At 70.2% G+C, this 26,318-nt stretch carries 17 protein-coding genes and 1 pseudogene; 3 read left to right on the forward strand and 15 right to left on the reverse strand.

The window, feature by feature from the left end; translation table 11 throughout:
• Nucleotides 1–3: 3 nt before the first annotated feature.
• The 13 genes and pseudogenes from M4D77_RS10225 to aspS all read right to left on the reverse strand — a co-directional run bounded on the left by M4D77_RS10225 (nucleotide 4) and on the right by aspS (nucleotide 20,257).
• On the reverse strand, nucleotides 4–561 hold the full coding sequence (locus tag M4D77_RS10225; RefSeq protein ID WP_259936143.1) for a shikimate kinase: 558 nt from the start codon (nucleotides 559–561) through the stop codon (nucleotides 4–6).
• Nucleotides 558–1,766 (reverse strand): chorismate synthase, encoded by a 1,209-nt coding sequence (aroC, locus tag M4D77_RS10230; RefSeq protein ID WP_259936144.1) that lies wholly within the window; start codon nucleotides 1,764–1,766, stop codon nucleotides 558–560. Before aroC ends, M4D77_RS10225 begins: the two co-directional genes overlap by 4 nt.
• Nucleotides 1,767–1,817: 51 nt before the next feature.
• Nucleotides 1,818–2,222 carry an A24 family peptidase gene (locus M4D77_RS10235; protein WP_259936145.1) on the reverse strand — a complete coding sequence of 135 codons (405 nt, stop codon included), beginning with the start codon at nucleotides 2,220–2,222 and terminating at the stop codon, nucleotides 1,818–1,820.
• An 87-nt stretch (nucleotides 2,223–2,309) separates the two neighbouring features.
• Nucleotides 2,310–3,179, reverse strand: a complete 870-nt coding sequence (locus tag M4D77_RS10240) for a shikimate dehydrogenase (RefSeq protein ID WP_259936146.1) — start codon at nucleotides 3,177–3,179, stop codon at nucleotides 2,310–2,312.
• Nucleotides 3,180–3,196: 17 nt separating this feature from the next.
• Nucleotides 3,197–5,122: an endolytic transglycosylase MltG gene (gene mltG, locus M4D77_RS10245; protein WP_226513220.1), complete on the reverse strand. Its 1,926-nt coding sequence runs from the start codon at nucleotides 5,120–5,122 to the stop codon at nucleotides 3,197–3,199.
• Complete coding sequence (ruvX, locus tag M4D77_RS10250; RefSeq protein ID WP_226513219.1) at nucleotides 5,109–5,570, reverse strand: Holliday junction resolvase RuvX; 462 nt, start codon at nucleotides 5,568–5,570, stop codon at nucleotides 5,109–5,111. Before ruvX ends, mltG begins: the two co-directional genes overlap by 14 nt.
• On the reverse strand, nucleotides 5,570–8,281 hold the full coding sequence (gene alaS, locus M4D77_RS10255) for an alanine--tRNA ligase (protein WP_226513218.1): 2,712 nt from the start codon (nucleotides 8,279–8,281) through the stop codon (nucleotides 5,570–5,572). The genes ruvX and alaS overlap by 1 nt, the downstream gene beginning before the upstream one ends.
• A 136-nt stretch (nucleotides 8,282–8,417) precedes the next feature.
• Entirely contained in the window at nucleotides 8,418–9,803 is a 1,386-nt protein-coding gene (locus M4D77_RS10260; RefSeq protein WP_226513217.1) for a replication-associated recombination protein A, read from the reverse strand.
• A 7-nt stretch (nucleotides 9,804–9,810) separates the two neighbouring features.
• A complete protein-coding gene (locus tag M4D77_RS10265; protein WP_068971407.1) occupies nucleotides 9,811–11,004 on the reverse strand; it encodes a hypothetical protein in 1,194 nt (397 codons plus the stop codon).
• Between the two features lie 147 nt (nucleotides 11,005–11,151).
• Nucleotides 11,152–12,057 carry a transglutaminase family protein gene (locus M4D77_RS10270; protein WP_226513216.1) on the reverse strand — a complete coding sequence of 302 codons (906 nt, stop codon included), beginning with the start codon at nucleotides 12,055–12,057 and terminating at the stop codon, nucleotides 11,152–11,154.
• Complete coding sequence (locus M4D77_RS10275) at nucleotides 12,054–14,789, reverse strand: circularly permuted type 2 ATP-grasp protein (protein WP_226513215.1); 2,736 nt, start codon at nucleotides 14,787–14,789, stop codon at nucleotides 12,054–12,056. Before M4D77_RS10275 ends, M4D77_RS10270 begins: the two co-directional genes overlap by 4 nt.
• Nucleotides 14,786–18,270 (reverse strand): annotated as a pseudogene (locus tag M4D77_RS10280) (DUF2126 domain-containing protein). The gene M4D77_RS10275 and the pseudogene M4D77_RS10280 overlap by 4 nt, the downstream one beginning before the upstream one ends.
• A 169-nt stretch (nucleotides 18,271–18,439) precedes the next feature.
• A complete protein-coding gene (gene aspS, locus M4D77_RS10285) occupies nucleotides 18,440–20,257 on the reverse strand; it encodes an aspartate--tRNA ligase (RefSeq protein ID WP_226513214.1) in 1,818 nt (605 codons plus the stop codon).
• A gap of 142 nt (nucleotides 20,258–20,399) precedes the next feature.
• On the opposite strand from aspS, the gene M4D77_RS10290 reads away from it, so the two are divergent.
• Together M4D77_RS10290 and M4D77_RS10295 are read left to right on the forward strand one after the other, a co-directional pair.
• Nucleotides 20,400–21,257, forward strand: a complete 858-nt coding sequence (locus tag M4D77_RS10290; RefSeq protein ID WP_226513213.1) for a neutral zinc metallopeptidase — start codon at nucleotides 20,400–20,402, stop codon at nucleotides 21,255–21,257.
• A complete protein-coding gene (locus M4D77_RS10295; RefSeq protein ID WP_226513212.1) occupies nucleotides 21,254–22,942 on the forward strand; it encodes a DUF885 domain-containing protein in 1,689 nt (562 codons plus the stop codon). Before M4D77_RS10290 ends, M4D77_RS10295 begins: the two co-directional genes overlap by 4 nt.
• 88 nt (nucleotides 22,943–23,030) lie before the next feature.
• Here M4D77_RS10295 and hisS read toward each other — a convergent pair whose 3' ends face one another.
• Together hisS and M4D77_RS10305 are read right to left on the reverse strand one after the other, a co-directional pair.
• On the reverse strand, nucleotides 23,031–24,296 hold the full coding sequence (gene hisS, locus M4D77_RS10300; RefSeq protein WP_205334344.1) for a histidine--tRNA ligase: 1,266 nt from the start codon (nucleotides 24,294–24,296) through the stop codon (nucleotides 23,031–23,033).
• Complete coding sequence (locus M4D77_RS10305; protein ID WP_205334345.1) at nucleotides 24,293–25,033, reverse strand: MBL fold metallo-hydrolase; 741 nt, start codon at nucleotides 25,031–25,033, stop codon at nucleotides 24,293–24,295. Before M4D77_RS10305 ends, hisS begins: the two co-directional genes overlap by 4 nt.
• 186 nt (nucleotides 25,034–25,219) lie before the next feature.
• Between M4D77_RS10305 and M4D77_RS10310 the strand changes: the two genes are divergently transcribed.
• Nucleotides 25,220–26,140 carry a peptidylprolyl isomerase gene (locus M4D77_RS10310; protein WP_058250323.1) on the forward strand — a complete coding sequence of 307 codons (921 nt, stop codon included), beginning with the start codon at nucleotides 25,220–25,222 and terminating at the stop codon, nucleotides 26,138–26,140.
• Nucleotides 26,141–26,318 lie beyond the last annotated feature (178 nt).

Below are 26,318 nucleotides of genomic sequence, written 5' to 3' on the forward strand. Positions count from 1 at the left end.
TCCTCACATCAGTTCACGGGCGAGTTGGACGACCACGGCGTCGGCCACCGCGTCGGGGTCGGGGTCGGCGTCGACGTCGAAGGTGCAGACCGCCTCGTAGACGGGTGTCCGCTCGGCGAGCAGTTCGGCGTACCGAGCGGCAGGGTCGGCCGTCGCCAGGAGCGGACGGTCGGTACCCGACACGCGCTCGTACCCGCGCTCGGCCGACACCCGCAGGTACACGACGCGCTGGTCGGCCAGTACCTCGCGGATCCCGGCGGTCGTCACCGCGCCGCCGCCGAGCGACACCACCCCGCCGTGGTTGTCCAGGACATCGGTGACGACGTTCGCCTCGATCGTCCGGAATCCCTCGAGACCGTCGGATTCGAAGATCTCCGGGATACTGCGGCCGGTGCGCCGGACGAGTTCGATGTCGGTGTCGATGAAGTCGACGCCGAGTCGGTCGGCGAGCATGCGACCGACGGTGGACTTCCCGGCTCCCATGAAACCGATCAGTACGGCCGCCGGGCGGCGACCGGTCGTCGGACGCGTCGGGGTCGGGGGTGCCGGGGGCTGGGTCATGCCCGGGGCGGACGCGCGTCGACGGCAGCCCGGTAGGCGGCGAGGTTCGCGCCGGTCTCGGTCACCGAGTCGCCGCCGAACTTCTCGAGAGCGGCCTGGGCCACGACGAGCGCGACCATCGCCTCGGCGACGACGCCCGCCGCGGGCACGGCACAGACGTCGGAACGCTGATGGATGGCGCTGGCCGTCTCCCCGGTCGACATGTCGATCGTGGACAACGCACGCGGCACCGTCGAGATCGGCTTCATCGCGATGCGGACGCGCAGGTCCTCGCCGTTGGTCATGCCGCCCTCGAGTCCGCCCGCGCGGTTGGTCGATCGCAGGACGCCGTCGGCACCGGGCACCATCTCGTCGTGGGCCTCACTGCCACGCCGGCGGGCGGTGGTGAAGCCGTCGCCGACTTCCACACCCTTGATCGCCTGAATGCCCATCAGGGCGGCCGCCAGCTTGGCGTCCAGGCGGGTGTCGCCACTCACGTGCGAGCCGAGGCCCACGGGCACCCCCGTGGCGACGATCTCGACCACGCCGCCGAGGGTGTCGCCGTCCTTCTTCGCCGCCTCGATCTCGGCGATCATGGACTTCTCGGCGTCGGCGTCGAAGGCCCGGACCGGACTGGCGTCGATGGCCTCGAGGTCGGCGATGCGCGGCGGCGGGCCGACGTAGGGATCGCTCGCGCCGATGGAGATGACATGGGAGATGACGTCGACGTCCAGTACCTGGCGGAGGAAGTTGCGGGCGACCGTGCCCGCGGCGACACGCGCGGCGGTCTCGCGGGCGCTCGCGCGCTCCAGCACCGGACGGGCGTCGTCGAAGCCGTACTTGAGCATTCCCGAGTAGTCGGCGTGCCCGGGGCGGGGACGCGTCAGCGGTGCGTTACGGGCACTCCCCTCGAGTTCGGCCGCGTCCACGGGATCGGCCGCCATCACCGTCTCCCACTTGGGCCACTCGGTGTTGCCGATCTCGATCGCGACCGGGCCGCCCATGGTCTGGCCGTGACGAACCCCGCCGAGCACGGTGACCTGGTCGGCCTCGAACTTCATCCGCGCACCGCGGCCGTAGCCGAGCCGGCGGCGTGCCAGTTGCCCGGCGATGTCGGACGAGGTGACCTCGACACCGGCCACCATGCCCTCGACGATGGCGACCAGGGCGGGACCGTGGGATTCTCCGGCAGTTATCCAGCGCAACACAGTGATCGATTGTTCCATGCTGCCGAGCACGGACCGACGGCGGCGCCGCCGAACCTCGCGTCGCACGCGTCACAACAGACCGGCGACGACCATCGTGGCGACGACGAGCGCGGGTCCGTGCGGATGAGACCCGCGGCCGGCGGGGTCCCGGCGACCCACGCGATCGCCGACCACCGTGCCCACCGCGATGACCGAGGCGAGCGCCACCACGAGCAGGGCGGCGTCCCACCGTACGGCGAGCGCACCGCACGCGATGGCGAGCTTGACGTCCCCACCGCCGCACCATCGCATCCCGAAGGCGAGCGCGTACGGGGCCGAGGCGACGAGCGCGGCCACCGCCGCGCCGGGGTGGACTGCGCACGCGCCCACCGCACCGCAGATACCGGGCCAGACGAGCACGTTCGGGATCCGGCGGGTGTCGGCGTCGGTCACCGCGATGACCGACAGCCAGATCAGGATCACGCACTCGGCCATCGGTCGAGCATGTCGGGGTGATCGACCGGCACCGTTCGCCCGTCCACAACCGGCACGTCCTGTGGACGGAGTCGGAGCTCGCCCGAATCAGTCGGCGGTGAGTGCCGCGACCATCACGTCGCGGGGTGCGGGCAGCCCGGTGAACTGCTCGACCTGTCGGAATGCCTGGTTGACGAGCATGACCAGACCACCGACCACGGTTCCACCGGCCGCGTCGACCGCGGACGCGAGCGGAGTCGGCCAGGGGTCGTAGATCACGTCCACGACCTTGCGTGCCCGCGCCACGGCCGGCGTCAGGACCGCGGCCGCGTCGGCCGGCACCGTCGACACGACGACGGCGGACTCGCGACACCGGCGGTCCAGCGCCTCGGCGGGTTCGAAGGGGACGACGTCTCCGTTCATCCCCAACCGCTCACACAGTTCGAGAACGGGCGCGGCCCGGCCGGCGTCGCGGGCGACCACCGTGACGTCGGTGATGCCCGTCTCGGCGAGCGCCATGATGGTCGGAAGTGCCGTGCCGCCCGCTCCGACGACCACGGCGACCGGCGAGGTCCCGGCGGCGAGGTCCACGTCGACCGCGAGGTCGGTGAGCGCTCCCGACACGCCGTCGATGTCGGTGCAGTCCGCGCGCCAGCCGGTCCCCACGCGCACCAGGGTGTTCGCCGACCCGACCAGTTCGGCGCGTTCGGTGCGTTCGGTGGCGAACTCTAGGGCAGCGCGTTTGTTGGGCATGGTGACCGAGAACCCGATGAAGTCGGCGTCGGCTCCCGAGACGATCTCGGGCAGACGGTCGGCGGTGCACTCGATCCGGTCGTACCGCCAGTCGACGAGGCCGAGTGCCCGGTAGGCGGCCAGATGGACACGCGGCGAGCGCGAGTGCGTGATCGGCGACCCCAGAACCGCGGCCCGACGGTGGTCACCGTGCGGTGAGCGGATGCCGGCGGGCACGGTGTTCATGGCGGGTCCGCTGCTGCTCACTGGCTGCAGCCGGTGGCCACCAGCTTGTTGCGGCAGGCGACCTGGCGGTTGCGGATGTGATCTTCGAAGGTGTTCGCGAACAACGTGGTCCCGGCGGTATCGACGGTGACGAAGTACAGCCATCCGCCCGGTGCCGGGTCGAGCATCGCCTCCAGGGCGGGCACCCCGACCGCCGCGATGGGCGTGGGCGGCAACCCCTTGTACCGGTAGGTGTTCCACTCGTTGTCGTTCTTGTACGCCTCGCCGTGGACATCGATGTTCGTGATGTCGGCGGTGTAGTTCTGCGTCGAGTCCATCTGCAGCAGCTGGTCGCGGTCGAGGCGGTTACGGATGACCCGCGCCACCTTCGGCGCATCCTCGACATGCCGGACCTCGCGCTCGACGATCGACGCCGCGATCAGGGTGTCGTACGGCTCGAGTCCGGAGTTGTTGCGGTCGAGCAGTCCCCATTGTTCGAACATCGTCGCGCTGCTGGAGATCATCTCCCGCAGGATCTGCGTGGCGGTGTGATCGGGTTCGATGCGCTCCCAGGTGGTCGGCGCGATGAGCCCCTCGATCCGGCGGTGATCGCCCGTCATCTCGGCGACGTTCTGTTCGGCCCACTCGGGCACACCGAGCTCGGCCGGGGTGGTCTCGGCGGCGGCCTTCTCGAGGTCGGCGACCGTCACCCCCTCCTGCTGCCCGTTGAACGAGAACGACGTGGCGTTCTCGATGAGCTGGAAGATGCCCGGGGTGACCTTGCCGTCGATACCGGTCTTCGAATCGAGCTGCAGCCCCGGCGGGATCACCACCCGCCCGACGCGGTGCACGGCGCCGTCGGCGGTCAGCATCTCCACGGCCGTGGTGGCCGGAATCTGGGTGCGCATCTTGTAGAGGCCGCCGGACATCGGCTGTCCACCGGCGGCGTCGACGAACGCCCGCACGCTGCCCACCACGTCGGCGTCGACGAGGATGCGGCCGAAGTCGGCGAGCGTGGAGTTGTCCGGGATGTCGACGACGACATCGCCGGAACCGGCGGCGTTGGTGTAGTCCTTGCGCGACTCGAGCAGGCCGGTGGCGCGCACACCGTAGTAGCCGACCCCGGTGATCAGCGCGAGCATGAAGACGATCGCGACGGCGAGGACCGCACGACGCTTGCCCCGGCTGCGCTTGCGGCGCTGCGTACGGCGCTGTTGCTGGTCGGGTTCGGTGTCGTCGGCGCCGGGCCACCAGTCGTCGTGCTCGTCGTGCTCGTCGATCCGCCGGTCTCGTCGGGCGACGCGATCGTCGTCGCGGATCGGGCGCGCAATGCCCGGCGTCTCGTAACGCCCGGTCTCGTAGCGCCCGGTCTCGTGGCCACCGGTGTCGTACAGCTCGGCGTCGTGGCGTTCTGCCGCGTAACCCGCCGACTCGTAGTCGGCAGCGGTGAACTCCTCCGCGGCGTGATCGTCCGGGAAAGGACGAGATTCGTCGGGGCGAGGACCCCGGGCCGCAGGCGCCGGAGCGGCCGGACGGGCCATGGTGAAGTCGGTGTCGACGTCGTCTTCGACCGGACCCCCGGCAGCCGTTGATGGACCGGGCTGCGGCTGACCAGGCTGCGGCGGAGCGGGCCGCGGTGGTGCCACCGGCGGCGGCGGGGTGGGCGGCTGCCCCGGCGGGATGCGGACCGGCGTCGCGCGGGGGCCGGGCGTGCCGGACACCGGCCGCGCCTGTTCGGCGGGCGGGACATTCGGCGGGGCCGGGCGCCGGGGAGCCGGTTCGGCATTCTCGCCACCGGCACGCCGGCGGCGGTGCCGCGTGTGGGGCGACCCGTCGGCCGACTGCGTGAAATACCGCAGACGCTCGGGATCCATGCCCTCGGCACGGCGTCCCTGGCCGTCTCGGTGCCGGGTGCGACGCCGATCATCGGTCACCGGAGGCTCCCCTGACTCACCGTCGCGCATCCAACCACCCCTGCAGAATAGCGACCGCCGCGGCCTGGTCGATGACCGCGCGCGAGGACTTCACCGTCCGCCCGCTGGCGTGCAGTGCCTGCTGTGCGGTCACCGTCGTGAAACGTTCGTCGTGCCAGTGCACGGCCACCGGGTCGATCCGGGTCGCGAGACGGTCCCCGAAATCCTGCGCGGTCTCGGCCGCCGCCCCCGCAGTGTTCTTGAGCGTCTTCGGCAGCCCCACGACCACGCCGACGGCCTCGTACTCCGCGACCAGCGCCGCGATCCGGTCGAGATCGTCTGTGCGCGACGGGGTTCGGCGCACCGTTTCCACCGGTGTGGCGAGGATGCCGTCCGGGTCGCACACGGCGACGCCGATGCGGACGCTCCCGACGTCGATCCCGAGGAGTCGCCCGCGGGTCCGTTGGTGACCGGCGGTCCGGGGTTGCGGATCCGGCATCAGGCGACGAACTCGCGGATTCGCGTCAGTGCCGCGTCGATCCCCGCGGGATCGGTGCCCGCGCCCTGGGCCAGGTCCGGCTTGCCACCGCCACGACCGCCGACCAGCGGTGCGACCTCCTTGACGAGGTCACCGGCCTTGATCCCGGCGTCGCGGGCGGCCGCCGTGGTGGCGATCACGAACGGCACCTTGGCATCTGGTCCGTCACCGCTCGGCGAGAACAGCGCGATCACCGCCTGGCGGTCGGCGACCCGGCCGCGGAGGTCGGTCACCACCGAGCGCAACCCGTTGGCGTCGAGGCCCGGCACCCGTCCCTCGACGACGAGGGTGGCACCGACGGTCGTCGCCGTGTCGAGGAGACCGGACACCGCGGCCCGGGCCGCCTCGGCACGTACCCGCTCGAGTTCCTTCTCCGCGTCACGCAGCTTGGTGACGAGCTGCTCGACGCGGCCGGGCACCTCTTCCGACGGCACCTTGAGCGACGACGCCAGGCCGGCCAGCAGCGCACGCTCCTTCGACAGGAACCGGAACGAGTCCATGCCGACGTAGGCCTCGACGCGCCGGACACCCGACCCGACCGAGGACTCCCCGATCAGCGTGATGGGTCCGATCTGCGATGACGACGCCACGTGCGTGCCTCCGCACAGCTCCATGGAGAACGGCCCGCCGATCTCCACCACGCGGACGACGTCACCGTAGTTCTCGCCGAAGAGCGCCATCGCGCCCATCGCCTTGGCCTCGGACAGACCCGTCTCGAACGTGTTGACCTGATAGTTCGCCTCGACCGCGGCGTTGCTGATCTCCTCGATCTCGCGTCGTTGGGCCTCGGTCACCGGGCCGCTGGCGTTGAAGTCGAAGCGCAGGTAACCGGGCCGGTTCAGCGAACCGGCCTGCGTCGCGCCGGGGCCGAGGACCTCGCGCAGCGCGGCGTGGACCATGTGGGTGCCGGAGTGGCCCTGCGTGGCGCCGTGACGCCACGCGGTGTCGACCGCTGCGAGGACCTCGTCGCCCTCCTCGATCTCCCCCTCGTCGATGCGGACCTTGTGCAGCCACACCGACTTGCCGACCTTCTGCACGTCGGTGACCGACATGCGCACTCCCGACCCGGTCGTGATGGTGCCGACGTCGGCCATCTGGCCACCGGATTCGGCGTAGAGCGGGGTGCGGTCGAGGACGACCGTCAGTTCCTGGCCGGCCGACGCCGCCGGCAGCCGTGCGCCGTCGGCGACGAGGCCGAGCACCCGCGCCTCCGACACCAGCTCGTCGAAGCCGGTGAACTCGGTCGGCCCGCGATCGAGGAAGTCCCGGTAGACGCTCAGGTCGGCGTGCCCGGTCTTGCGGGCGGTCGCGTCGGCCTTGGCGCGTTGCTTCTGCTCGGCCATCAGGGCGGTGAAGCCCTCCTGATCCACCGAGAGACCGGCCTCGGCGGCCATCTCCAGGGTGAGGTCGATCGGGAAGCCGTAGGTGTCGTGCAGCGTGAAGGCGTCGGAACCGGTGATGGTCGTACGCGACGCACTCTTGGTGGCGGTCGCCGCGTCGGCGAACAGCTTCGACCCCGCGGCCAGGGTCTTGGAGAAGGAGGTCTCCTCGCCCACGGCCACGTCGACGATGTGCCGGCGCTGCGTCTCCAGCTCGGGGTACGACGGTGACATCAGGTCGATGACCTTGCCGATGATCGTGCCCATGGTCGGCTGGTTGTCGGCGGTACCGATCCGATCCGGCCCGCTCGCTTCGCTCCCGGCGCCGAGCAGCCGCATCGACCGGACGACCCGACGCAGCAGGCGGCGCAGGACGTAACCGCGGCCGTCATTGCCGGGCAGCACGCCGTCGCCGATCAGCATCGCCGAGGTCCGCGCGTGGTCGGCGACGACGCGGAACCGGACGTCGTCGGCATGCGAACCGGCGGCGTATGCACGTCCGGACAGTTCCGCGGCGAGGTCGATGATCGGCTTGCACAGGTCGGTCTCGTACACGTTGTCGACGCCCTGCAGGATGCAGGCCACGCGCTCGACGCCCATGCCGGTGTCGATGTTCTGCTTGGGCAGCGGGCCCAGGATCTCGTAGTTGTCCTTGCCGCCCCCCGGACCGCGGACGTTCTGCATGAAGACGAGATTCCAGATCTCGATGTAGCGGTCCTCGTCGGCCTCCGGCCCACCCTCGACGCCGTACTCGGGTCCGCGGTCGTAGAAGATCTCCGAGCACGGCCCGCAGGGGCCCGGGACGCCCATCGACCAGTAGTTGTCCTTCATGCCCCGTCGCTGGATGCGCTCGGCCGGCACGCCGATCTCGTCGCGCCAGATGGCCTCGGCCTCGTCGTCGTCGAGATAGACCGTCGGCCACAGCTTCTGCGGGTCGATACCGAAACCGCCGTCGTCGACGCTGTTGGTCAGCAGCGTCCAGGCGAAGGTGATGGCCTCGCGCTTGAAGTAGTCGCCGAACGAGAAGTTGCCCGCCATCTGGAAGAAGGTGTTGTGGCGGGTGGTGATGCCGACCTCGTCGATGTCGAGGGTGCGGACGCACTTCTGCACGCTGGTCGCCCGCGAGTACGGCGGCGTCTGCTCACCCAGGAAGAACGGCTTGAACGGGACCATGCCGGCATTGACGAACAACAGATTGGGGTCGTCGAGGAGCAGCGAAGCGCTCGGCACCTCGGTGTGCCCGGCCTTGATGAAGTGGTCCAGAAAGCGCTTCCGGATGTCATGCGTCTGCACTGTGGGTTTCGTCCTAGCCGTTGGTGGTCCCAGCCGTTCGGGTAGCGGCCGTTGTTGTCGCGACATCCCAGCCTACCGTCGGCGAGTCGCCGGGGGCGCAGGGACTCTGCACTGGGAAAACGCCCAGCACGGACGGTCAGCGCGACCGGCGCCGCGACACCGCGCCACGCACGATCGATCGCAACTTCGCGACCCGCGGCCCGATTTCGCGTTCCAGCCCATGGTCGGTGGGCTCATAGTAGTCCCGACCGACCAGGTCGTCGGGCGGATACTGTTGTGGCACAACCCCGTCGGGATCATCGTGCGGATAGCGGTATGCGACACCGCTACCGAGCTTCTTGGCCCCCGGATAGTGACTGTCACGCAGATGAGCCGGAACCGCGCCGGCCTTGCCCGACCCGACATCGGCGAGGGCCGCGCCGATCGCCGACACCACGCCCGCCGACTTCGGTGCCGTCGCGAGGTGGATGGTGGCCTGTGTGAGCGCGAGTTTGGCCTCCGGCATCCCGACGAGGTTCACGACCTGAGCGGCCGCGACCGCGGTCTGCAGGGCCGTCGGGTCGGCCATGCCGATGTCCTCGCTGGCGTGGATCATGAGGCGCCGCGCGATGAACCGCGGGTCCTCCCCCGCCGCGATCATGCGGGCGAGATAGTGGACGGCGGCGTCGACGTCGGAACCCCGGATGGATTTGATGAACGCACTCGTCACGTCGTAGTGCTGGTCGCCGTCCCGGTCGTACCGGACGGCGGCGCGGTCGATCGCGGTCTCCACGTCGGCGAGGTCGATCCGGTCGGTGGCGTCGGCGCTGGCCTCCAGCGCCGTCAGCGCCCGGCGCGCGTCCCCACCGGACACCGCGACGAGGTGGTCGTAGGCGGCGTCGGTCACCTCGACCCTGCCGTCGAGCCCACGCGGGTCGGCGACCGCACGGGTCAGCACCTCCCGGATGTCGGCATCGGTCAGCGACCGCAGCTGCAGGACCAGCGACCGCGACAGCAGCGGCGCGACCACCGAGAACGACGGGTTCTCGGTCGTGGCCGCGACGAGCAGCACGATCCGGTTCTCCACGGCGTCGAGCAACGCGTCCTGCTGGGTCTTCGAGAACCGATGGACCTCGTCGATGAACAGGACCGTCTGCTGACCGCCGTTCTTGCCGTCACCGATGAGCCGGCGCCGGGCCACGTCGATGACCGCGCGCACCTCCTTGACCCCCGCCGACAGCGCGGACAGGGCCTCGAAGCGGCCGCCGGTGGCGCGCGCGATCAGCGAGGCCATGGTGGTCTTGCCGGTTCCGGGCGGCCCGTAGAGCAGCACCGACGCCGCGCCCGAGCCACTGATCAGCCTGCGCAGCGGCGAACCGGTACCAAGCAGGTGCTGCTGTCCGACGATCTCGTCGAGGGCCTGCGGCCGCATGCGGACCGCCAGGGGTGCGGTCGGAGCCGGCGGCGCGGTGAGACCACCGGCGCTGCCATGCCCGTCGGAGCCGGCCCGAGGATGGTCGGGTGGGTCGAACAGTCCGTCCACGAGCGTGTCAGGCCAGCCAGATGCGTTGCAGCGCGACGCCCATCGCGGTCGCGAACACCGCGATCTCCTCGTCGCCCGCGCGTCCCGCGGCGGCGGCGAGGTCGGTCCAGCGGCTGACGATCACGCGGGGGTCGTTCGTGTGCAGCGCCCAGTCATGCGTGAAGCCGGCGGCAGTGACGTCGGCCGGCTCGAAGTCGGGCGCTTCGACGTCCGCGTCCGGGCCGGTGGGAGCCAGCGGGTCGCTCGGCAGCATCCACACCGTCGACAGCCACACCCACAGCTGACGGGCGAGCAGCACCTTGCGCTGCATCTCCCGCTCATGGGCGAGCGCCGGCCAGATCGAGTGCACCTCCGAGCGCCAGGCGTCGACCATCGAGACCTCGAGGTCGGTGGCCCGGGCAGTGGTCCGGGGCGGAAGCTGCGCGGTGATGGTCACGAGCGCGTAGGCGATGTCGAGGGTGGCGTCGCGGAAGCCGCCCCACTCGTAGTCCATGAACTGCACGCCGTCGTCGTTGAGCAGGATGTTCTCGGGCCCGACATCCGACGGACTGAATGCGCGGTGATCGCCCTCGTCGAACAGCGTCGCCGCGGTACGCAACGACTCCACCACCTGCTCGGGGACCTCGACGTCGAGCGCGGCCGCGTGCCCCACCACCGAGTCGATCGACCGCAACGCCTCGTCGCGCAGGATGTCGCGTCCCTGCATCCCCGACGGTCCGCGCCGCAGCAGCGCGAGGAAGTCGCCCTCGCCACCGACCGTCGCCGCGTGCATCCGGCCGAGTGCCTGGCCCCAGGCACTGACAGCACGTGAGGTCTCGACCGGGTCGACGCCGGCCAGGTACTCGAGCATCGTCCGGCCGTGGCCGAGGTCGGAGAGCACCATGATGCGGAGATCGGTGTCGGAGGCGATCAGCTGCGGCCCCGGGCGCGATTCGTTCGGGAGTGCGGTCGCGTACTTGTACGACGCGATCTCCCGGTGGAAGGCCTGTGGGTCCTCGTGTTCGGGAAGGGCCTTGATCACCAGTGAGCGGTCCAGGCTGAGGGGGTTCTGGGCGACGCGGACCCGCACGACCGTGGTGCGTCCGCTGCCGCCGAGGTCCTCGGGATCGTCGAGAACCACTGCTGATCCGGCGCGGTGTGACAGCAGCGCCTCTGCCGCCCGCACCACGCTGGTGATGCGGCTTTCCGTAATGACCGTCATGTCGCCAACCAACCTACCCGTTGCAACGTTGTCGCAACAGCGCGTTCGTCCATCTGTACCACGTCGTTACCGGTATAGCCCGAAAACGTGCGACGAAAACACTGTGGCACAGCGACTTACCGAGCAAGCGAGTCCGATGTGCCCGGTTCAGCCCGCGGTGAGGTCATCTGTCGGCCGGACGTCGACCGACACGTCGATCCGGCTCTTCGTGGAATCGGTGTAGATGACCCCTCGGAGAGGCGGCACGTCGTCGTAATCCCGCCCCCACGCCAGTGTGACGTGGCGTTCGTCGACCAGCTTGTCGTTGGTCGGATCGAACGACAGCCAGCGGCCGTCGGGCATCCAGACGGCCGCCCAGGCGTGACTGGCGTCGGCACCGAAGACCTTTTCCTTGCCGGGCGGCGGCTCGGTCGCGAGATATCCCGACTCGTACCGCGCGGCGAGACCCTGTGACCGCAGACAGGCGATCGCGATCCGGGCGAAGTCCTGGCAGACGCCCTCGCGACGCTGCAGGACGGTGTCGACCCGGGTGGAGATGGCCGTCGACCCGGACCGGTAGGTGAAGTCGGTGAAGATCCGCGACGTCAGATCGATGACCGCCTCCGCCAGCGGCCGACCGGGGGTGAAGATGCCGGCGGCGTAGTCGCGCACCGCGGGGGTGATCTCCGGCGGGTCGAGATCGAGGACGAACTCGGCGGCCAGGGCGCTGTCCCGCCCGTCGACCACACACGGTCGCGCCTGTTCCCACGGACCCCGGGCCGCCGGACTCAGGAGGACGCCGGGGTCCACGGGATCCACCTCGACGACCGACCGCGCGGTCACGGTCAGCTCGCGGTGCGCAGTCCGGACGTGGAAATAGCTGTCGTGGTTGCCGTAGACGTCGAGCCCCGTCGACCGGTCGTCGGGTTCGGGTTCGATCTCGACCGACGTCGAGTGCACGCGCTGGCCGGGGAGGTCGCGCGGGGTCAGATGGCAGCGCCCGTACGAGGACGACACGTCGTCGTCGTAGGTGTAGCTGGTCCGGTGCAGCACACGGTAGACGCGCGTGGTCACGATTCCCCACCGGCCCAGATCGGTCGCGCCTGGCGCGGGGTGGCGAAGCGTGTGCGGGTGAGCAGGTCGGAGAGTTCACGCGCCCCGGTGCGCAGGGTCGTCATCAGTTCGACGAGTTCCGGGCGCCTCCGGTCGGCGTCGACCCGCACGAGGTCGGCGGGGTCGCCGCGGCGCAACTCGGCGATCATGTCCTGCACGGCCCGTTCGGCGCCCGCCGACCGCAGGGTCTCCGGAACGGACGACAGGTCGGCGTTCATCTTGTCGAGGCAGAAGATCATCGATCGCGGATTGGTCGGGTCGAACAGCAGCAGCTCGGCGACACTGGCCGCCTGATACAGCCCGCGGTTGCGGCGACGGTAGATCACCGACGATTCGTTGGCCACCAGGTAAGACTCCAGCAGCGCCTGCTCGACGTCGGTGTCCTGCGCGTCGGCGAACATCGCGAGCGTGAGGTCGGCGAGGGTGACGGCCCGTTCGATGCGTCGGCCGACGTCCATGAACATCCAGGCGGGGTCGTGCACCATCGACTCGGCCTGCAGCCCGGTCAGCGCCAGGACACCGTGCAGGATCTCGTCGTGCGCGCGGGCCAGATCGGGTCCGAGGTCCAGCGCGGCGGCGCCCGCCCCGGCGTCCGCGCGCGACCGGAGGACCAGCCGGGTCGTGCTCGCCATGATCCGTTCGACCGGCGCGAGCACCATCCAGGTGCTCGTGGACATCTGGTCCCGGACCGCCCGGACCGTGCTGATCAGCCGGTCGACCGAGTAGGCGATGGTCCCGGACACCGATCGCGACACGGTCAGGTCGGCGATCTTCTCGATCGCCTCGTTGACCTGATCGGGTGACGGCGGCCGGTCCGAACCCGGCAACAGCAGGTCGGCGGTGTCAAGGTAGCGCGCGGTGCCCGTCACCGTGGCGACCGCGTGCAACAGCAGCGGTACCGCCGGCGTGCCCGACATCCACGGCCGGTACTGGAAGTCCTGATAACGCTCGCGGGACACCTTGGCCAGGCGGGTCACGAGCTCGGTCCGCTCCCCGTAGCGGCCCAGCCAGAACAGGTCCGCCAGGACGCGCGGACTGGCCGCGGCCGCGACGTCGGAGTACTCCCGGGTCACCGGGCGACCCGCCGACGTGCCCGCGACGACCTCCCCGGCCGGCTCACCGCGGGTCTCCGACCGCCGCGACACGTGCCCGCCCACCTCGGTGCTGGTGACCCACACGTCCTTGGCGGCCACCACGTGGTGGGCGGCGCCGGCGACCCCGTCGGCGAGAACGGCCCCCAGGCCGCCCGGCATGACCGCGTACCCGGGACCCTGCGCCACGCTGAACGCGCGCACCGACACCGGCGCCGCCCGCAGCGTCGCGATCGGTCCACCGGAACCGCTGCCGGGGATGATCGTCGGGGCCACCGAGAACGCCTCGAGCTCGCGGGCCACCCACTGCCAGGTCTGGGCCTCGATCCGGGCGGCGAGGTCGGCGCGATCGGTCGCGGCGAGCAACGGGCCGATGAACTCCTCCCCCGTACTCGTGTTCGTCAGGACCAGGGCGGCCAGACGATCACGGATCAGGCTGCGCTGCAACGGATCTCCGGCCCAGTACGTGGTGACCGAGCCCAGCCGCAGGTCCTCGTCGAGCAGGACGGGCGCGAGACGTTCCAGCACGGTGTGCAGCGCCGGGTTCTCCAGCACCCCCGAGCCGAGGGTGTTGAGGACCGTCACCGTGCCGCGCGAGATCGCCTCGACCAGCCCGGCGACGCCGAGCTGGGAGTCCGTCCGCAGGTCCAGCGGATCGGAGTAGGCGGCGTCGACCCGTCGCAGCAGCACGTCCACCCGCTTGTAGCGACCCAGCGAGCGCATGTAGACCGCGCCGTCCCGAACGGTGAGGTCGGCGCCCTCGACGAGGGGGAAGCCGAGCACCGACGCGAGATAGGCCTGGTCGAAGGCGGTCTCGGACATGCTGCCGGGGCTGAGGACCGCCACCGTCGGGTCGTCGACCCCGGGCGGCGCGTACTCGGTGAGTGCCAGCCGCATCGTGCCGGCGAAGGTGGTCATCGGCCGCGGTGCGCACGCCTGGAACAGCTGCGGGAAGGTCTTCGACATCAGCCGCCGCCCGACGATCGCGTATCCGATCCCCGACGGCGCCTGGGTGCGGTCCCGGTAGGCAACGAACCGGCCGTCAGCAGTACGCGAGATGTCGACCGCGTGCAGGAACAGCGCGTGCGGCCCGGCGACCTCCAGTCGGGCGGCCTTGCGGATGTAACCGGGATGGCCGAAGACCATCTCGGGCGCGACCAGACCGGCCGCGATCGTCTTCTGATCGCGGTAGAGGTCACGCAGGAGCAGGTCGAGCAGCATCGACCGCTGCGTGATGGCCTTCTCGAGTTCGGCCCATTCGACGCCGTCGATCACCAGCGGCACCGCGTCGACATCCCAGTCGCGGGTCACGGTGTGCTGCCCGTCGAACTCGTTGTAGACCACGCCGTCGTCGCTGACCGCTGCGGCCAGCCGGGCCGCGGAGTCGCGGAGGCGGTCCGGACCGCGCAGCTGGTAGATGCGGGCCAGGTCGGCCCACGCCGGACGGATCGCGCCGTCGGCTTCCAGGAGCTCGTCGTAGGAGTCGGCCGGCCGGTCCGCGGATGCGGCCAGACGGGTCAGACGGTCGGGATCGAAGAGAGTGTGGCCCTCGGCGCGGTAGCGGTCGAACACCGCGGAAGCGTTGCCCGGCGAAGAGGTCACCGAAGAACTGTACGTGCCCGCCGGAGGTCGAGGATCCCGGGCACCCCGAAGTCGGTGGCCTGCCGGGACTGTCGTTCGCGCAACAGCCCGACGTCGACGGTGCCGGTCGTGTGACCGGCCGCCTCGAACCGCCCGTTGCGCCGGGACTCGGCCTCGACCGCGTTCACCGGCGGCCGATCGTAGGCACGTCCTCCGGGATGCACGACGTGGTAGGTGGCACCGCCCACCGATCGGCCGTTGACCGTGTCGATCAGGTCGAAGGTGAGCGGGGTGTCGATGGTGATCGTCGGGTGCAGCGAGCTCGGCGGCTGCCAGGCCCGGAACCGGATGCCGGCGACGCGTTCACCGGTGCGACCGGTGGCACGCAGTGGGATCGGGAAACCGTTGCAGTCAACAGGTAACGATCGTCCTCACCACCCAGGACGCGCACCTGCGCGCGCCCGACAGAGGAGTCGACGTACCGGGCCGTTCCCGTTCCGGTTGCCTCCTCCCCCAACGTGTTCCACGGCTCGATGGCACCGCGCAGCTCGATCTCCTGGTCCCGGATCTGGACGGTCCCCAGACGCGGGAAGCGGAACTCGGTGAACGGGTCCAGCCAGGCGGTCTCGAACGGATAGCCGGCCTCGCGGAGCTCCTCGGCGACCAGCGCGATGTCGGCGATGACGTAGTGCGGCAACAGATGTTTGCCGTGTAGGTCGCCGCCGTGGCGGATCAACCGGGCCCGGTAGGGCTTCTCCCAGAACCACGACACCAGGCTCCGCACCAGCAGCGACTGCACCATCGCCATCCGGTGGTGGGGCGGCATCTCGAACGCCCGCAGCTCCAGCAGGCCCAGCCGGCCGCGCACCGAGTCGGGACTGTAGAGCTTGTCGATGCAGAACTCGGCCCGGTGCGTGTTGCCGGTGATGTCGGTGAGCAGATGCCGCAGCGCCCGGTCGGTGACCCAGGGGTTCGGGGGCGCGCCGTCGAACCGTCCGCCGACGGCGTCCTTGACCGCGAGCCGATCGATCTCGGCGAAGGCGATCTCCAGCTCGTACAGCGCGGATTCCCGGCCCTCGTCGACGCGCGGCGCCTGCGAGGTGGTGCCGATGAACCGGCCGGAGAACAGGTACGACAGCGCGGGATGACGTTGCCAGTAGGTCAGCATCGACACCAGCAGGTCGGGGCGGCGCAGCATCGGCGAATCGGCGGGCGTGACGCCGCCGAGGGTGATGTGGTTGCCGCCGCCCGTGCCACCGTGGCTCCCGTCGAGGTCGAAGCTCTCGGTGCCCAGCCGCACCTGTCGGGCATGGTCGTAGAGCGATTCGAGCAGCTCGGACTGCTCGGCGAAACTCCCGGTCGGCTGGATGTTGACCTCGACAACCCCCGGGTCCGGGGTCACCGACAACGAGACGAGTCGCGGATCGGCGGGCGGTCCGTACCCCTCGACGACGACCGGCGTCGACACCGTGGCGGCGGCGTCCTCGACGAGTTCGACGATCGCGAGATACTCCTCCAGGGTCGAGGTCGGCGGCATGAACACGTGGACCACGCCGCCGCGGACCTCGGCGACGAGGGCGGTCCGGGGCAGGAACTGCGCGGGGTCCACCTCGCGGACGGTGTGCCCCAGCGCCGCCGACGGGTCGGTCGGCAGGTCGTCGTGGCGTGCGGACGGATCGGCTTCGAACAGCGTCGGGGCCGGACCCCACGACAGCGAGTTGAGCGGCAGCCGCAAGCCGGCCGGCGAGGTGCCGGGGGTCAGCACGATCCGTCCCCGCCGGGTCGTCCACACCGCGCTCTGCCACGCGGTCCGGTCCTCCGAGCGGCTCAGCGGCAACACGTGCGCACTCGGCTGGGTGACGGCGGCGTCGAGCCGCTCGATCAGGGCTCGTCTGCGTCGGACGGAATCCGTTGTCGGAGCGAGGCTCTCGTCGTCGTCGCCGTCCGCCGAATCGGCGTCGACGGCGATCTCGGCCTGCGCGAACGACCGTGCGGCGGGCAGGGTGGGGTCGGTTCCGGGGTCACCGGGCGGCATCGCGGCGAGTTCCCGCATCCGGACCAGCGGGTCCTCGTAGGCCGGCACGACCTGGGCGATCGGAAGTCCCAGTCGCGTCGCGAAGGCGGTGAGCAGTTCCCGTGCCGGGCCGGGGTCGCCGAGGTCGTCGGGGTTCGGGCCGTGGGTCTCGCGGTCGATCGCCGCGGCACAGTCGTCCGGCGTCGCCCACGGGTCGGCGAGCAACTCCGCATTCCGCCAGATCGGCAGACCGTCGGCGCGCCACATCAGTTCGAGATGCCACCGCGGCAGCGGTTCACCGGGATACCACTTGCCCTGGCTGCGCCGCATCAGGCCGCCCGGCGCGTACGCCGTCATGAGGCGGTCGGCCAGCCGCCCGGCCAGCAACCGTTTGTGCGGACCGTCCGCGAAGGTGCGCCACTCCGGGTCCGTCTGGTTGTCGATGGACACGAACGTCGGCTCGCCGCCCATCGTCAGGCGTACGTCGTTGCGTTCCATCCGTTCGTCGACCAGCGCGCCGAGGTCGGTGACCCGGCCCCACTGCTCCGCGGTGTAGGGCAGCGTGACGCGTGGGTCCTCGTGGAACCGCGTGACCGTGTTGGTGAAATCCAGAGTGGCGTGGCACGGGCCGGTCGAACCGGTGATCGGTGCGGCGCCGACCGGATGCGGGGTGGCCGCCAAGGGGATGTGCCCCTCGCCGGCGAACAGACCCGACGTCGGATCCAGTCCGACCCAACCGGCCCCGGGGAGGTACACCTCGGTCCACGCGTGCAGGTCGGTGAAATCGGCGTCGGGACCCGACGGACCGTCGAGCGACTTCACGTCCGAGGTCAGCTGGACGAGGTATCCGGACACGAAGCGTGCCGCGAACCCGAGTTCGCGGAGGAGGGCGACCAGCAACCAGGCCGAGTCCCGGCAGGAACCGATGGCACTGGAGAGCGTGTACTCCGGCGACTGCACGCCGGCCTCGAGGCGGACGGTGTAGCCGACGGCGTCGCGCACCGCGGCGTTGAGGCGCACCAGGAAGTCGATGACCCGCGTGCGGCCGGCCGGCCGGTGCTTTGCCGCGAACCTCGCGATCTCCGGATGCACCGGCGCACCGGCGAATTCACCGTCGGTGACCCCGGCCGGCCGGAGGAAGATCTCGAGGTCGCGCCGCAGCTCGGCCGGATAGTCGAAGCCGTAGAACTCGGCCCACTCCTCGATGAAGAAGTCGAACGGATTGATCGCGGTGAGGTCCGCGACCAGACTCACGGTGATCCCGAGGGTGGTCGAGGGTTCCGGGAACACCAGGCGCGCCAGATAGTTGCTGAACGCGTCCTGCTGCCAGTTCAGGAAGTGCTCACCGGGGTCGACGGTGAGCGAGTACGCCTCGATCGGTGTGCGCGAGTGCGGCGCCGGACGCAGGCGGACGACGTGGGGGTAGATCTTGGTCGCCCGGTCGAACGAGTACACCGTCCGATGCTCGAGGGCAACCTTGATCGTCACCGGCGGAACTCCCCGCCGGCGCCCGTCACCACGGTTCCGGCAGCCGACTCGATCCCACCGCTGTGCGCCATGGTGGAGATCTCATCACAGATGACCTCCAGGCGCCGGGTGACTAGTACCGGACCGGGGCCGCGGTGGCCGAAGTCACGTCGGCCCACCGTTTTTCGGCTCAGGCAGTGCTCCCGGCGTCCTTCTGGTCGGCGTCCTTCTGGTCGGCGCCACCCCGCGGTGCGGGCTTGGCGTCGATCCCCGATTCCTTGCGCTGCTGCGGGGTGATCGCCGCGGGGGCGTCGGTCAGCGGGTCGACGCCGCCACCCGACTTGGGGAACGCGATGACCTCGCGGATGGACGACTCGCCGGCGAGCAGGGCGGTGATGCGGTCCCAGCCGAAGGCGATGCCGCCGTGGGGCGGAGCGCCGTAGGCGAAGGCGTCGAGCAGGAAGCCGAACTTCTCCTGCGCCTCGTCGTGGCCGATGCCCATGATCTCGAAGACGCGCTCCTGCACGTCCCGCCGATGGATACGGATCGATCCGCCGCCGATCTCGTTGCCGTTGCACACGATGTCGTAGGCGTAGGCCAGGGCCGAACCCGGATCGGACTCCAAGGCGTCGATCGACTCCGGCTTGGGTGAGGTGAACGCATGGTGCACTGCGGTCCAGGCCGAATGTCCCAGTGCGACATCGCCGGACGCGGTCGCGTCGGCAACCGGCTCGAACATCGGCGCGTCCACCACCCAGGTGAACGCCCAGTCCCCGTCCTTGATGAGCCCGAGCTTCGAGGCGATCTCACCGCGCGCGGCACCGAGCAGGGCGCGGGTCGACTTCACCTCTCCCGCACCGAAGAACACGCAGTCACCCGGCTCCGCGCCGACATGCGCGGCCAGACCGGAGCGCTCCTCCTCGGAGAGGTTCTTGGCGACCGGCCCGCTGAGGGTCCCGTCTTCGGCGATGAGGACGTACGCCAGACCGCGTGCCCCGCGCTGCTTCGCCCATTCCTGCCATGCGTCGAGCTGGCGGCGCGGCTGCGACGCACCGCCGGGCATGACGACCGCTCCGACGTACGGTGCCTGGAACACGCGGAACGGGGTGTCCTTGAAGTACTCGGCACACTCGACGAGTTCGATACCGAAGCGCAGATCCGGCTTGTCCGAACCGAATCGGCGCATCGCATCGGCGTAGGTCATCCGCGGGATCGGGGTGGTGATGTCGACGCCGATGAGCTTCCACAGCGCGACGAGGATCTCCTCGGCGACAGCGATGACGTCGTCCTGGTCGACGAAGCTCATCTCGATGTCGAGCTGGGTGAACTCCGGCTGCCGGTCGGCGCGGAAGTCCTCGTCGCGGTAGCAGCGCGCGATCTGGTAGTACCGCTCCATGCCCGCGACCATCAGCAGCTGCTTGAACAGCTGCGGGCTCTGCGGCAAGGCGTAGAAGGTGCCGGGCTGCAGGCGCGCCGGCACCAGGAAGTCACGTGCCCCTTCCGGCGTCGACCGGGTCAGCGTGGGCGTCTCGATCTCGGTGAAGTCGTGGGCGGCGAGCACGCCGCGCGCCGCCGCGTTCGCCTTGGACCGCAGGCGGAGCGCCGCGCTGGGCCCCGCACGCCGCAGGTCGAGGTAGCGGTGACGCAGGCGCGCCTCCTCGCCCGGCGACTCGTCGAGCTGGAACGGCAGCGGCGCGGACTCGTTGAGGACCTCGAGCTCGACGGCGTTGATCTCGATCTCGCCGGAGCTCAGGTTGGGGTTCTCGCTGCCCTCGGGACGCACCTCGACGACGCCCGTCACGGTGACGCAGTACTCGGCGCGCAGACGGTGGGCGGCCGGCGCGACCGACTCGTCGCGGAAGACCACCTGGACCAGTCCGGTGGCGTCGCGCAGGTCGATGAAGACCACGCCACCGTGGTCGCGTCGGCGTGCGACCCACCCGGCGACGGTGACGGTCTGCGACGCGTCGGCGCGGCGCAGCGAACCTGCGGAATGCGTGCGGAGCACTGAGAATCCTTCCAGGAGTCGAAATCGGTCGGCGGAAACGCAGACCAGGTGTCCATGGTGCCGTATCCGCGCCCCCGGCCGTCAATCGCATACCTTCGCCGAGGCAGCGAGGGGCGGGTGACGATCGTGCCAGAATGGCCGCGTGACCTTCCAAGGCAGCGGATCGATCGACACCGGCAGCGTCTCCGGAGGCGGTGGAGGCGGTGGGGGCCGGATCGCGCTGGGCGGCGGCGCGGGACTCCTCATCACGATCGTCGCGCTGTTCTTCGGGGTGAACCCCGGCGATCTGCTCGGCGCCGGCGGCCCCACTCCCGGCACCTCGTCGGACGCCGCGCAGATCCAGCAGCAACTGGAAGAGTGCACCTATGAGATGGCCAACGAGAACACGATCTGCCGGATCAAGGCGACCACCGTCAGCGTCGACACGGTGTGGTCGGATCTGTGGCCCGAGTACGAGCCACCGCAGACGGTCATCTTCTCCGACGCGGTGAACACCGGGTGCGGCGCGGCGAGTTCGGCGACCGGCCCGTTCTACTGCCCCGCCGATTCGACGGCGTACTTCGATCCGACGTTCTTCGCCCAGCTGCGTCGCATGGGCGGCAGCGACGGGCCCCTCGCGCAGGAGTACGTCGTGTCCCACGAGTACGGACACCACGTGCAGAACCTCACCGGCGCCCTCGCCAAGGGTCAGCGGATGGGGTCGCAGGGACCGCGATCGGGTTCGGTACGGGTCGAATTGCAGGCCGACTGCCTCGCCGGGGTGTGGGCCCATCACGCCGACGACGGCCCCGACGCCCTCCTCGCGCCCATCACCGAGGAGCAGATCGCGACGGTCATCCAGACCGCGAAGGCCATCGGCGACGACACCATCCAGGGCGCGGGCTCCAATCCCGAGGGCTGGACTCATGGTTCGGCGGCCCAACGCACGCGGTGGTTCACCGTCGGCTACCAGTCGGGCGATCCGGATCGCTGCGACACCTTCGCCACCGACGACCTGTGAACGCCACCGACCCCGGCGGGACCGGCCCGCGCAGGCCCACCGCCGTCGATGCGATCGCCGAGGCGCATCTGGACCAGTTGTGCGAGCTCGATCCGCTGTTCGCCACCGAGATCGGGCGCGGTGGGCACGACGACCGGCTGACCGACTTCTCCGCGCAGGGGTGCGCCGAACGCGCCGAGGTCGCCGCCGGCACCCTCTCCGCCCTGGGCGGCGCCGACGTCGTCGATGCCATCGACCGCGTCACCGTCGCGACCATGAGCGCCTCGCTGCGTCGCGAGCTCGCACTCGCCGACGCGGGCGAGCACATCGGCAACTGCAATGTCATCGCGTCACCGTTGCAGGCGCTGCGCGACGTCTTCGACCTCATGCCCACCGACACCCGCGAGCAGCGGGAGACCTTCTTGTCCCGCCTCACCGCGATCCCGGCGTCGCTCACCGACGTTGTCGACGGCCTCGCCCACCGGCTTCGTCACGGTCCGCCGCCGGCCCGTCGACAGGTGGCGGCGGTCGCCCGGCAGGCCGACACCGCGGCCGACGCCATCGCCGGCAACACCGCACCGATCGCGGCCGACCCGGCGCTGGCCGGCACCCTCACCACCGCGCTCGACGCGGCGCGGACCTCGTTCGGGACCTTCGCCCACTACCTGCGCACCGGCGTTCTCGCTCAGGCCGTCGACGACGACGCGGTCGGCCGCGACCGCTACCTGCTGCACCTGCCGGCCTACCTGGGCGCCGACGCCGACCCCGACGACGCCTACGCCTGGGCGATGACCCGGTTGCGGCAGATCGTCGCCGAGCAGCAGGAGATCGCGGAGGGTCTGCTCCCCGGACAGGGGGTCGCGGCGACGCTCGCCTGGCTGGATCGTCAGCCGCAGTACCAGATCCACGATCGCGCGGAATTCGTCGACTGGATGCAAGCGACGTCCGACGCGGCGGTCGCCGGTCTGGCGGGCACGCACTTCGACCTCCCGGCCCGGCTGTCCCGGCTGGAGTGCCGGCTCGCCCCGTCGTCGACCGGCATCATCTACTACACCCAGCCCAGCGAGGATCTGTCCCGCCCGGGCCGGATGTGGTGGGCGGTGCCCGACGACCAGACCGTCTTCCACACCTGGCAGGAGAAGACGACGGTGTACCACGAGGGCGTGCCCGGGCATCATCTCCAGCTCGGATCGGCGATCGTCGACCCCGACCTCAACGCCTGGCGCAAGCTCGCGTCGTTCACCTCCGGACACGGCGAGGGCTGGGCGCTCTACGCCGAACGCCTGATGGACGAGCTCGGCTGGCTCGAGGACCCGGGCGACCGCATGGGGATGCTCGACTCGCAGCGGCTGCGGGCCGCGCGGGTCGTGGTCGACATCGGGGTCCACTGCCGCCTGCCCGCGCCGGAGTCCCTCGTCGGCGGGATGTGGGACGCCGACAAGGCCTGGACGTTCCTGACCTCGTCGGTCGCGATGGACCACGCCGTGTTGCGTTTCGAACTCGACCGCTATCTGGGCTGGCCCGGCCAGGCGCCCTCGTATGCGCTCGGCCAGCGCGTGTGGGAGCAGACGCGTACCGCCGCCCTCCGCCGGCACCCGGACTGGACGCTCAAGGACTTCCATTCGCGCGCACTGGCTCTCGGCGGTGTCTCGCTGGACGTCCTCGCGGCCGAGGTCGCCGGCGAGGACCAGGAGACGCGCCGCTGAAAACCACCCTCCGCAGCTTCGCCGACGCCTTTGAGCAGTCGCCGGTCCTGCACTGGGCGGTTTTCAGCTGCGAATGTATGCGCTGACCTCAGCCCAGGAGACGACGGACCTCGGCGACCAAGTCGTCCAGGGCGACCCGGTGCTGTTCGCCGTTGCTCAGGTCCTTGATCTCCAGCCGGCGCTCGGCGAGTTCGTTCTCCCCGAGCACCAGCGCCAGCCGCGCCCCCGAACGGTCGGCCGCCTTCATCGCGCCCTTGAGGCCACGATCGCCGTAAGCCAGGTCGACACTGATCCCGGCGGCGCGCAGAGCGCCTGCGACACCGACGAGTTCGGCTTTGGCCGCCGAGCCCAGCGGCACTCCGAAGACCTGGCAGCGGGCCGCCTCGGTGCCCGCGACACCCTCGGCCTCCAGCGCCAGCATCGTCCGGTCGACGCCGATCCCGAACCCGATGCCCGACAGATCCTGCTTGGCGCCCAGCTGTCGCATCAGACCGTCGTAGCGCCCGCCGCCGCCGATGCCCGACTGCGCACCGAGACCGTCGTGGACGAATTCGAACGTAGTCTTCGTGTAGTAGTCCAGGCCGCGCACCAGACGCGGGTTGATCTCGTAGACGACACCCAGCCGGTCCAGGTGCGCCAGGACGAGGTCGAAGTGCGCCTTCGCGTCGTCGGACAGATAGTCGATGAGCAGCGGTGCGCCTGCGGTCGCCGCCTTGATCTCGGGCCGCTTGTCGTCGAGGACACGCAGCGGGTTGATCTCGGCGCGCATCCGGGTGGCCTCGTCGAGATCGAGCCCGAACAGGAACTCCTGCAACGCCTCTCGATAGCGCGGCCGGCTCTCGTCGTCACCCAGCGAGGTGATCTCGAGGCGGAACCCTGTCAGACCGAGTCGGCGATAGCCCTCGTCGGCGATCGCGATGACCTCGGCGTCGAGCGCAGGGTCGTCGACACCGATCGCCTCGACGCCGACCTGCTGCAGCTGGCGATACCGGCCGGTCTGCGGCTTCTCATAGCGGAAGAACGGCCCGGCGTAGCAGACCTTCACCGGTAGCTGGCCGCGGTCGAGACCGTGCTGGATCACCGCGCGCACCACGCCCGCGGTGCCCTCGGGACGCAGCGTCACCGAGCGGTCGCCGCGGTCGGCGAAGGTGTACATCTCCTTGCTCACGACATCGGTCGACTCCCCGACCCCGCGTGCGAACAGCGCGGTGTCCTCGAACACCGGCAGTTCGATGTGGCCGTAGCCGGCACGACGCGCCGCGTCGGTGAGCGTGTCCCGGACCCTCCGGAAGTCCGCCGAGTTCGGCGGGAAGTAGTCCGGGATGCCCCGGGGGGCCTGAAATGCTCCGCTCACAGTCCGTGTCTTCCCTTCGGTCGCGTGCTCTGGTGCTCGAGGCCGGCCAGGAAGGGATTGCTCGCACTCTCCTGGCCGATGGTGGTCTGGGGTCCGTGGCCGGGCAGGACCAGCGTCTCCGCGGGCAGCGGCAGGAGTTTCGCCGCTATCGAGTCGAGCAACTGCTGATGGTTGCCCCCGGGGAGATCCGTCCGGCCGATCGAACCGGCAAACAATACGTCACCGGAGAAGCAGACCCCGACCACCGACGGCGTGTCGGGCCCGGCCTGATCCCGGGCCTCGTCCGGCACGTCGACGTCGACGCCGAGCAGCACCGAGCCCTGTGTGTGCCCGGGCGCGAGATCGACCGAGAAGGAGACCCCGGCGAGTTCCACCGACTCGCCGTCGGCGAACTCGACCACCTTCTCCGGCTCGGTGAACACCTGGTCGCCGATCATCGCGCCCAACGCCCGTCCGATGCCGAGACCGGGATCGGCGAGCATCGGACGATCCGCGGGATGGATGTAGGCCGGGATCGAGTACTCGTCGCAGAGTTCCGTCGCGTTCCAGGTGTGGTCGAGGTGACCGTGCGTGAGCAGCACCGCCACCGGGGTGAGGTCGTGTTCGGCGAGCAGTTCCCGGACCCGCGGCGCCGCATCCTGGCCCGGATCGATGATCACCGCCTCCGATCCCGCCTCGGCGGCGACGATGTAGCAGTTTGTCTGGAACATCCCGGCGGGGAATCCGGTGATGAGCATGCTGCTCCTCGGGTCGGCGCGGACAGGACGACGCACACACGTCGGTGTCCATTGTTGCGTAGGCGGCATGGCTCGCGACCCGCCGCACCCCGTTCTCAGGTACAACTGGCACACTTGCCCCCGAGTAAGTGACATCCACGACGATGTCGGCACAGCCATGCCGAGGTTTCAGGAGGATCCACCCGCGTGTCCACCAATGAGGAGCGCCGCGAGGCGGCGAAGCGGAAGCTCGAAGAACGCCTCGAGACCGAGCGCCTCGCCCGGCGCAAGCGGAAGATCGTCATCGCCTCCGTCTCGACCGCCGTCGTGGTCGCCGTGGTCGCGGGCGTGACCGCCGTCGTGGTGAAGAAGATCATGGACGACCGCGAGGCCGCACGCTGGACGACCTGCGCCTACGAGGACTCCCCGAGCCGCTTCGACCAGCTGCCCGATCAGGTGCCCGACAACGTCCCGGCCGATCAGCGAGCGCAGTACCAAGCCGAACTCGACGAGCTGAAGGCGGCCGCGGAGAACGAGCGCACCTCGCCCAAGCCCGACGAGCGCGTCCTCAAGTCGGGCACCGAGAAGGCCACGTTCGTCACCTCCCAGGGCACCCTACCGATCACGCTCGAACGCGATGGCGCGCCGTGCAACACGGCTGCGGTCACCTCGTTGATCGAGAACAAGTTCTACGACGACTCCACCTGCCACCGCATGACCACCAGCGAGACGCTGAAGATCCTGCAGTGCGGCGACCCCACCGGCACCGGCATGAGCGGGCCCGGTTGGACCAGCCCCGACGAGCCGCCGACCGATCTGCAGACGGTCGGGCAGCCGGATCCGACGACCGGTTCGCAGCCCGTCATCTACCCGCGCGGCACCATCGCGATCGCCAACAGCAGCCAGGGCGGGCAGAACCCGAACACCGGGTCCAGCCAGCTCTTCATCGTGATCAACGACAGCCAGTTGGGCCCGGACTACTCGATCGTCGGCAAGGTCGACGAACCCGGACTCGCGGTGCTCGACAAGGTCTACGCCGGCGGCATCAACCCCGGCCCGATCGGCAGTCAGCCCGGGGACGGCGAGCCGAAGCTCCCGGTGACCATCGAGACGGCCACGATCAACTAGGCGCCGGGACTCTGATCCCTAATCCAAAAGAACCTCGAAACCCGTGATCCCTGAGGTGCGAGGAGCGCGAGCGACAAGCCACGAAGGGCCTGGCGAGGCAGCTCACCCGGCCCTTCGTGGCTCGCTTCGCTCGCACCTCAGGGAGCAGAGGGAGTGGGCTGGCGAATCAGAACAGAGC

Origin of the sequence: Gordonia sp. p3-SID1431, from assembly GCF_025143765.1 — a bacterium.
Lineage (GTDB): Bacteria > Actinomycetota > Actinomycetes > Mycobacteriales > Mycobacteriaceae > Gordonia > Gordonia hongkongensis.

Coding starts and splice junctions, on each gene's coding strand:
- M4D77_RS10225 (WP_259936143.1), bottom strand. CDS start 561: ATGACCCAGCCCCCGGCACCCCCGACCCCGACGCGTCCGACGACCGGT.
- aroC (WP_259936144.1), bottom strand. CDS start 1,766: ATGGAACAATCGATCACTGTGTTGCGCTGGATAACTGCCGGAGAATCC.
- M4D77_RS10235 (WP_259936145.1), bottom strand. CDS start 2,222: ATGGCCGAGTGCGTGATCCTGATCTGGCTGTCGGTCATCGCGGTGACC.
- M4D77_RS10240 (WP_259936146.1), bottom strand. CDS start 3,179: ATGAACACCGTGCCCGCCGGCATCCGCTCACCGCACGGTGACCACCGT.
- mltG (WP_226513220.1), bottom strand. CDS start 5,122: ATGCGCGACGGTGAGTCAGGGGAGCCTCCGGTGACCGATGATCGGCGT.
- ruvX (WP_226513219.1), bottom strand. CDS start 5,570: ATGCCGGATCCGCAACCCCGGACCGCCGGTCACCAACGGACCCGCGGG.
- M4D77_RS10265 (WP_068971407.1), bottom strand. CDS start 11,004: ATGACGGTCATTACGGAAAGCCGCATCACCAGCGTGGTGCGGGCGGCA.
- M4D77_RS10305 (WP_205334345.1), bottom strand. CDS start 25,033: ATGCTCATCACCGGATTCCCCGCCGGGATGTTCCAGACAAACTGCTAC.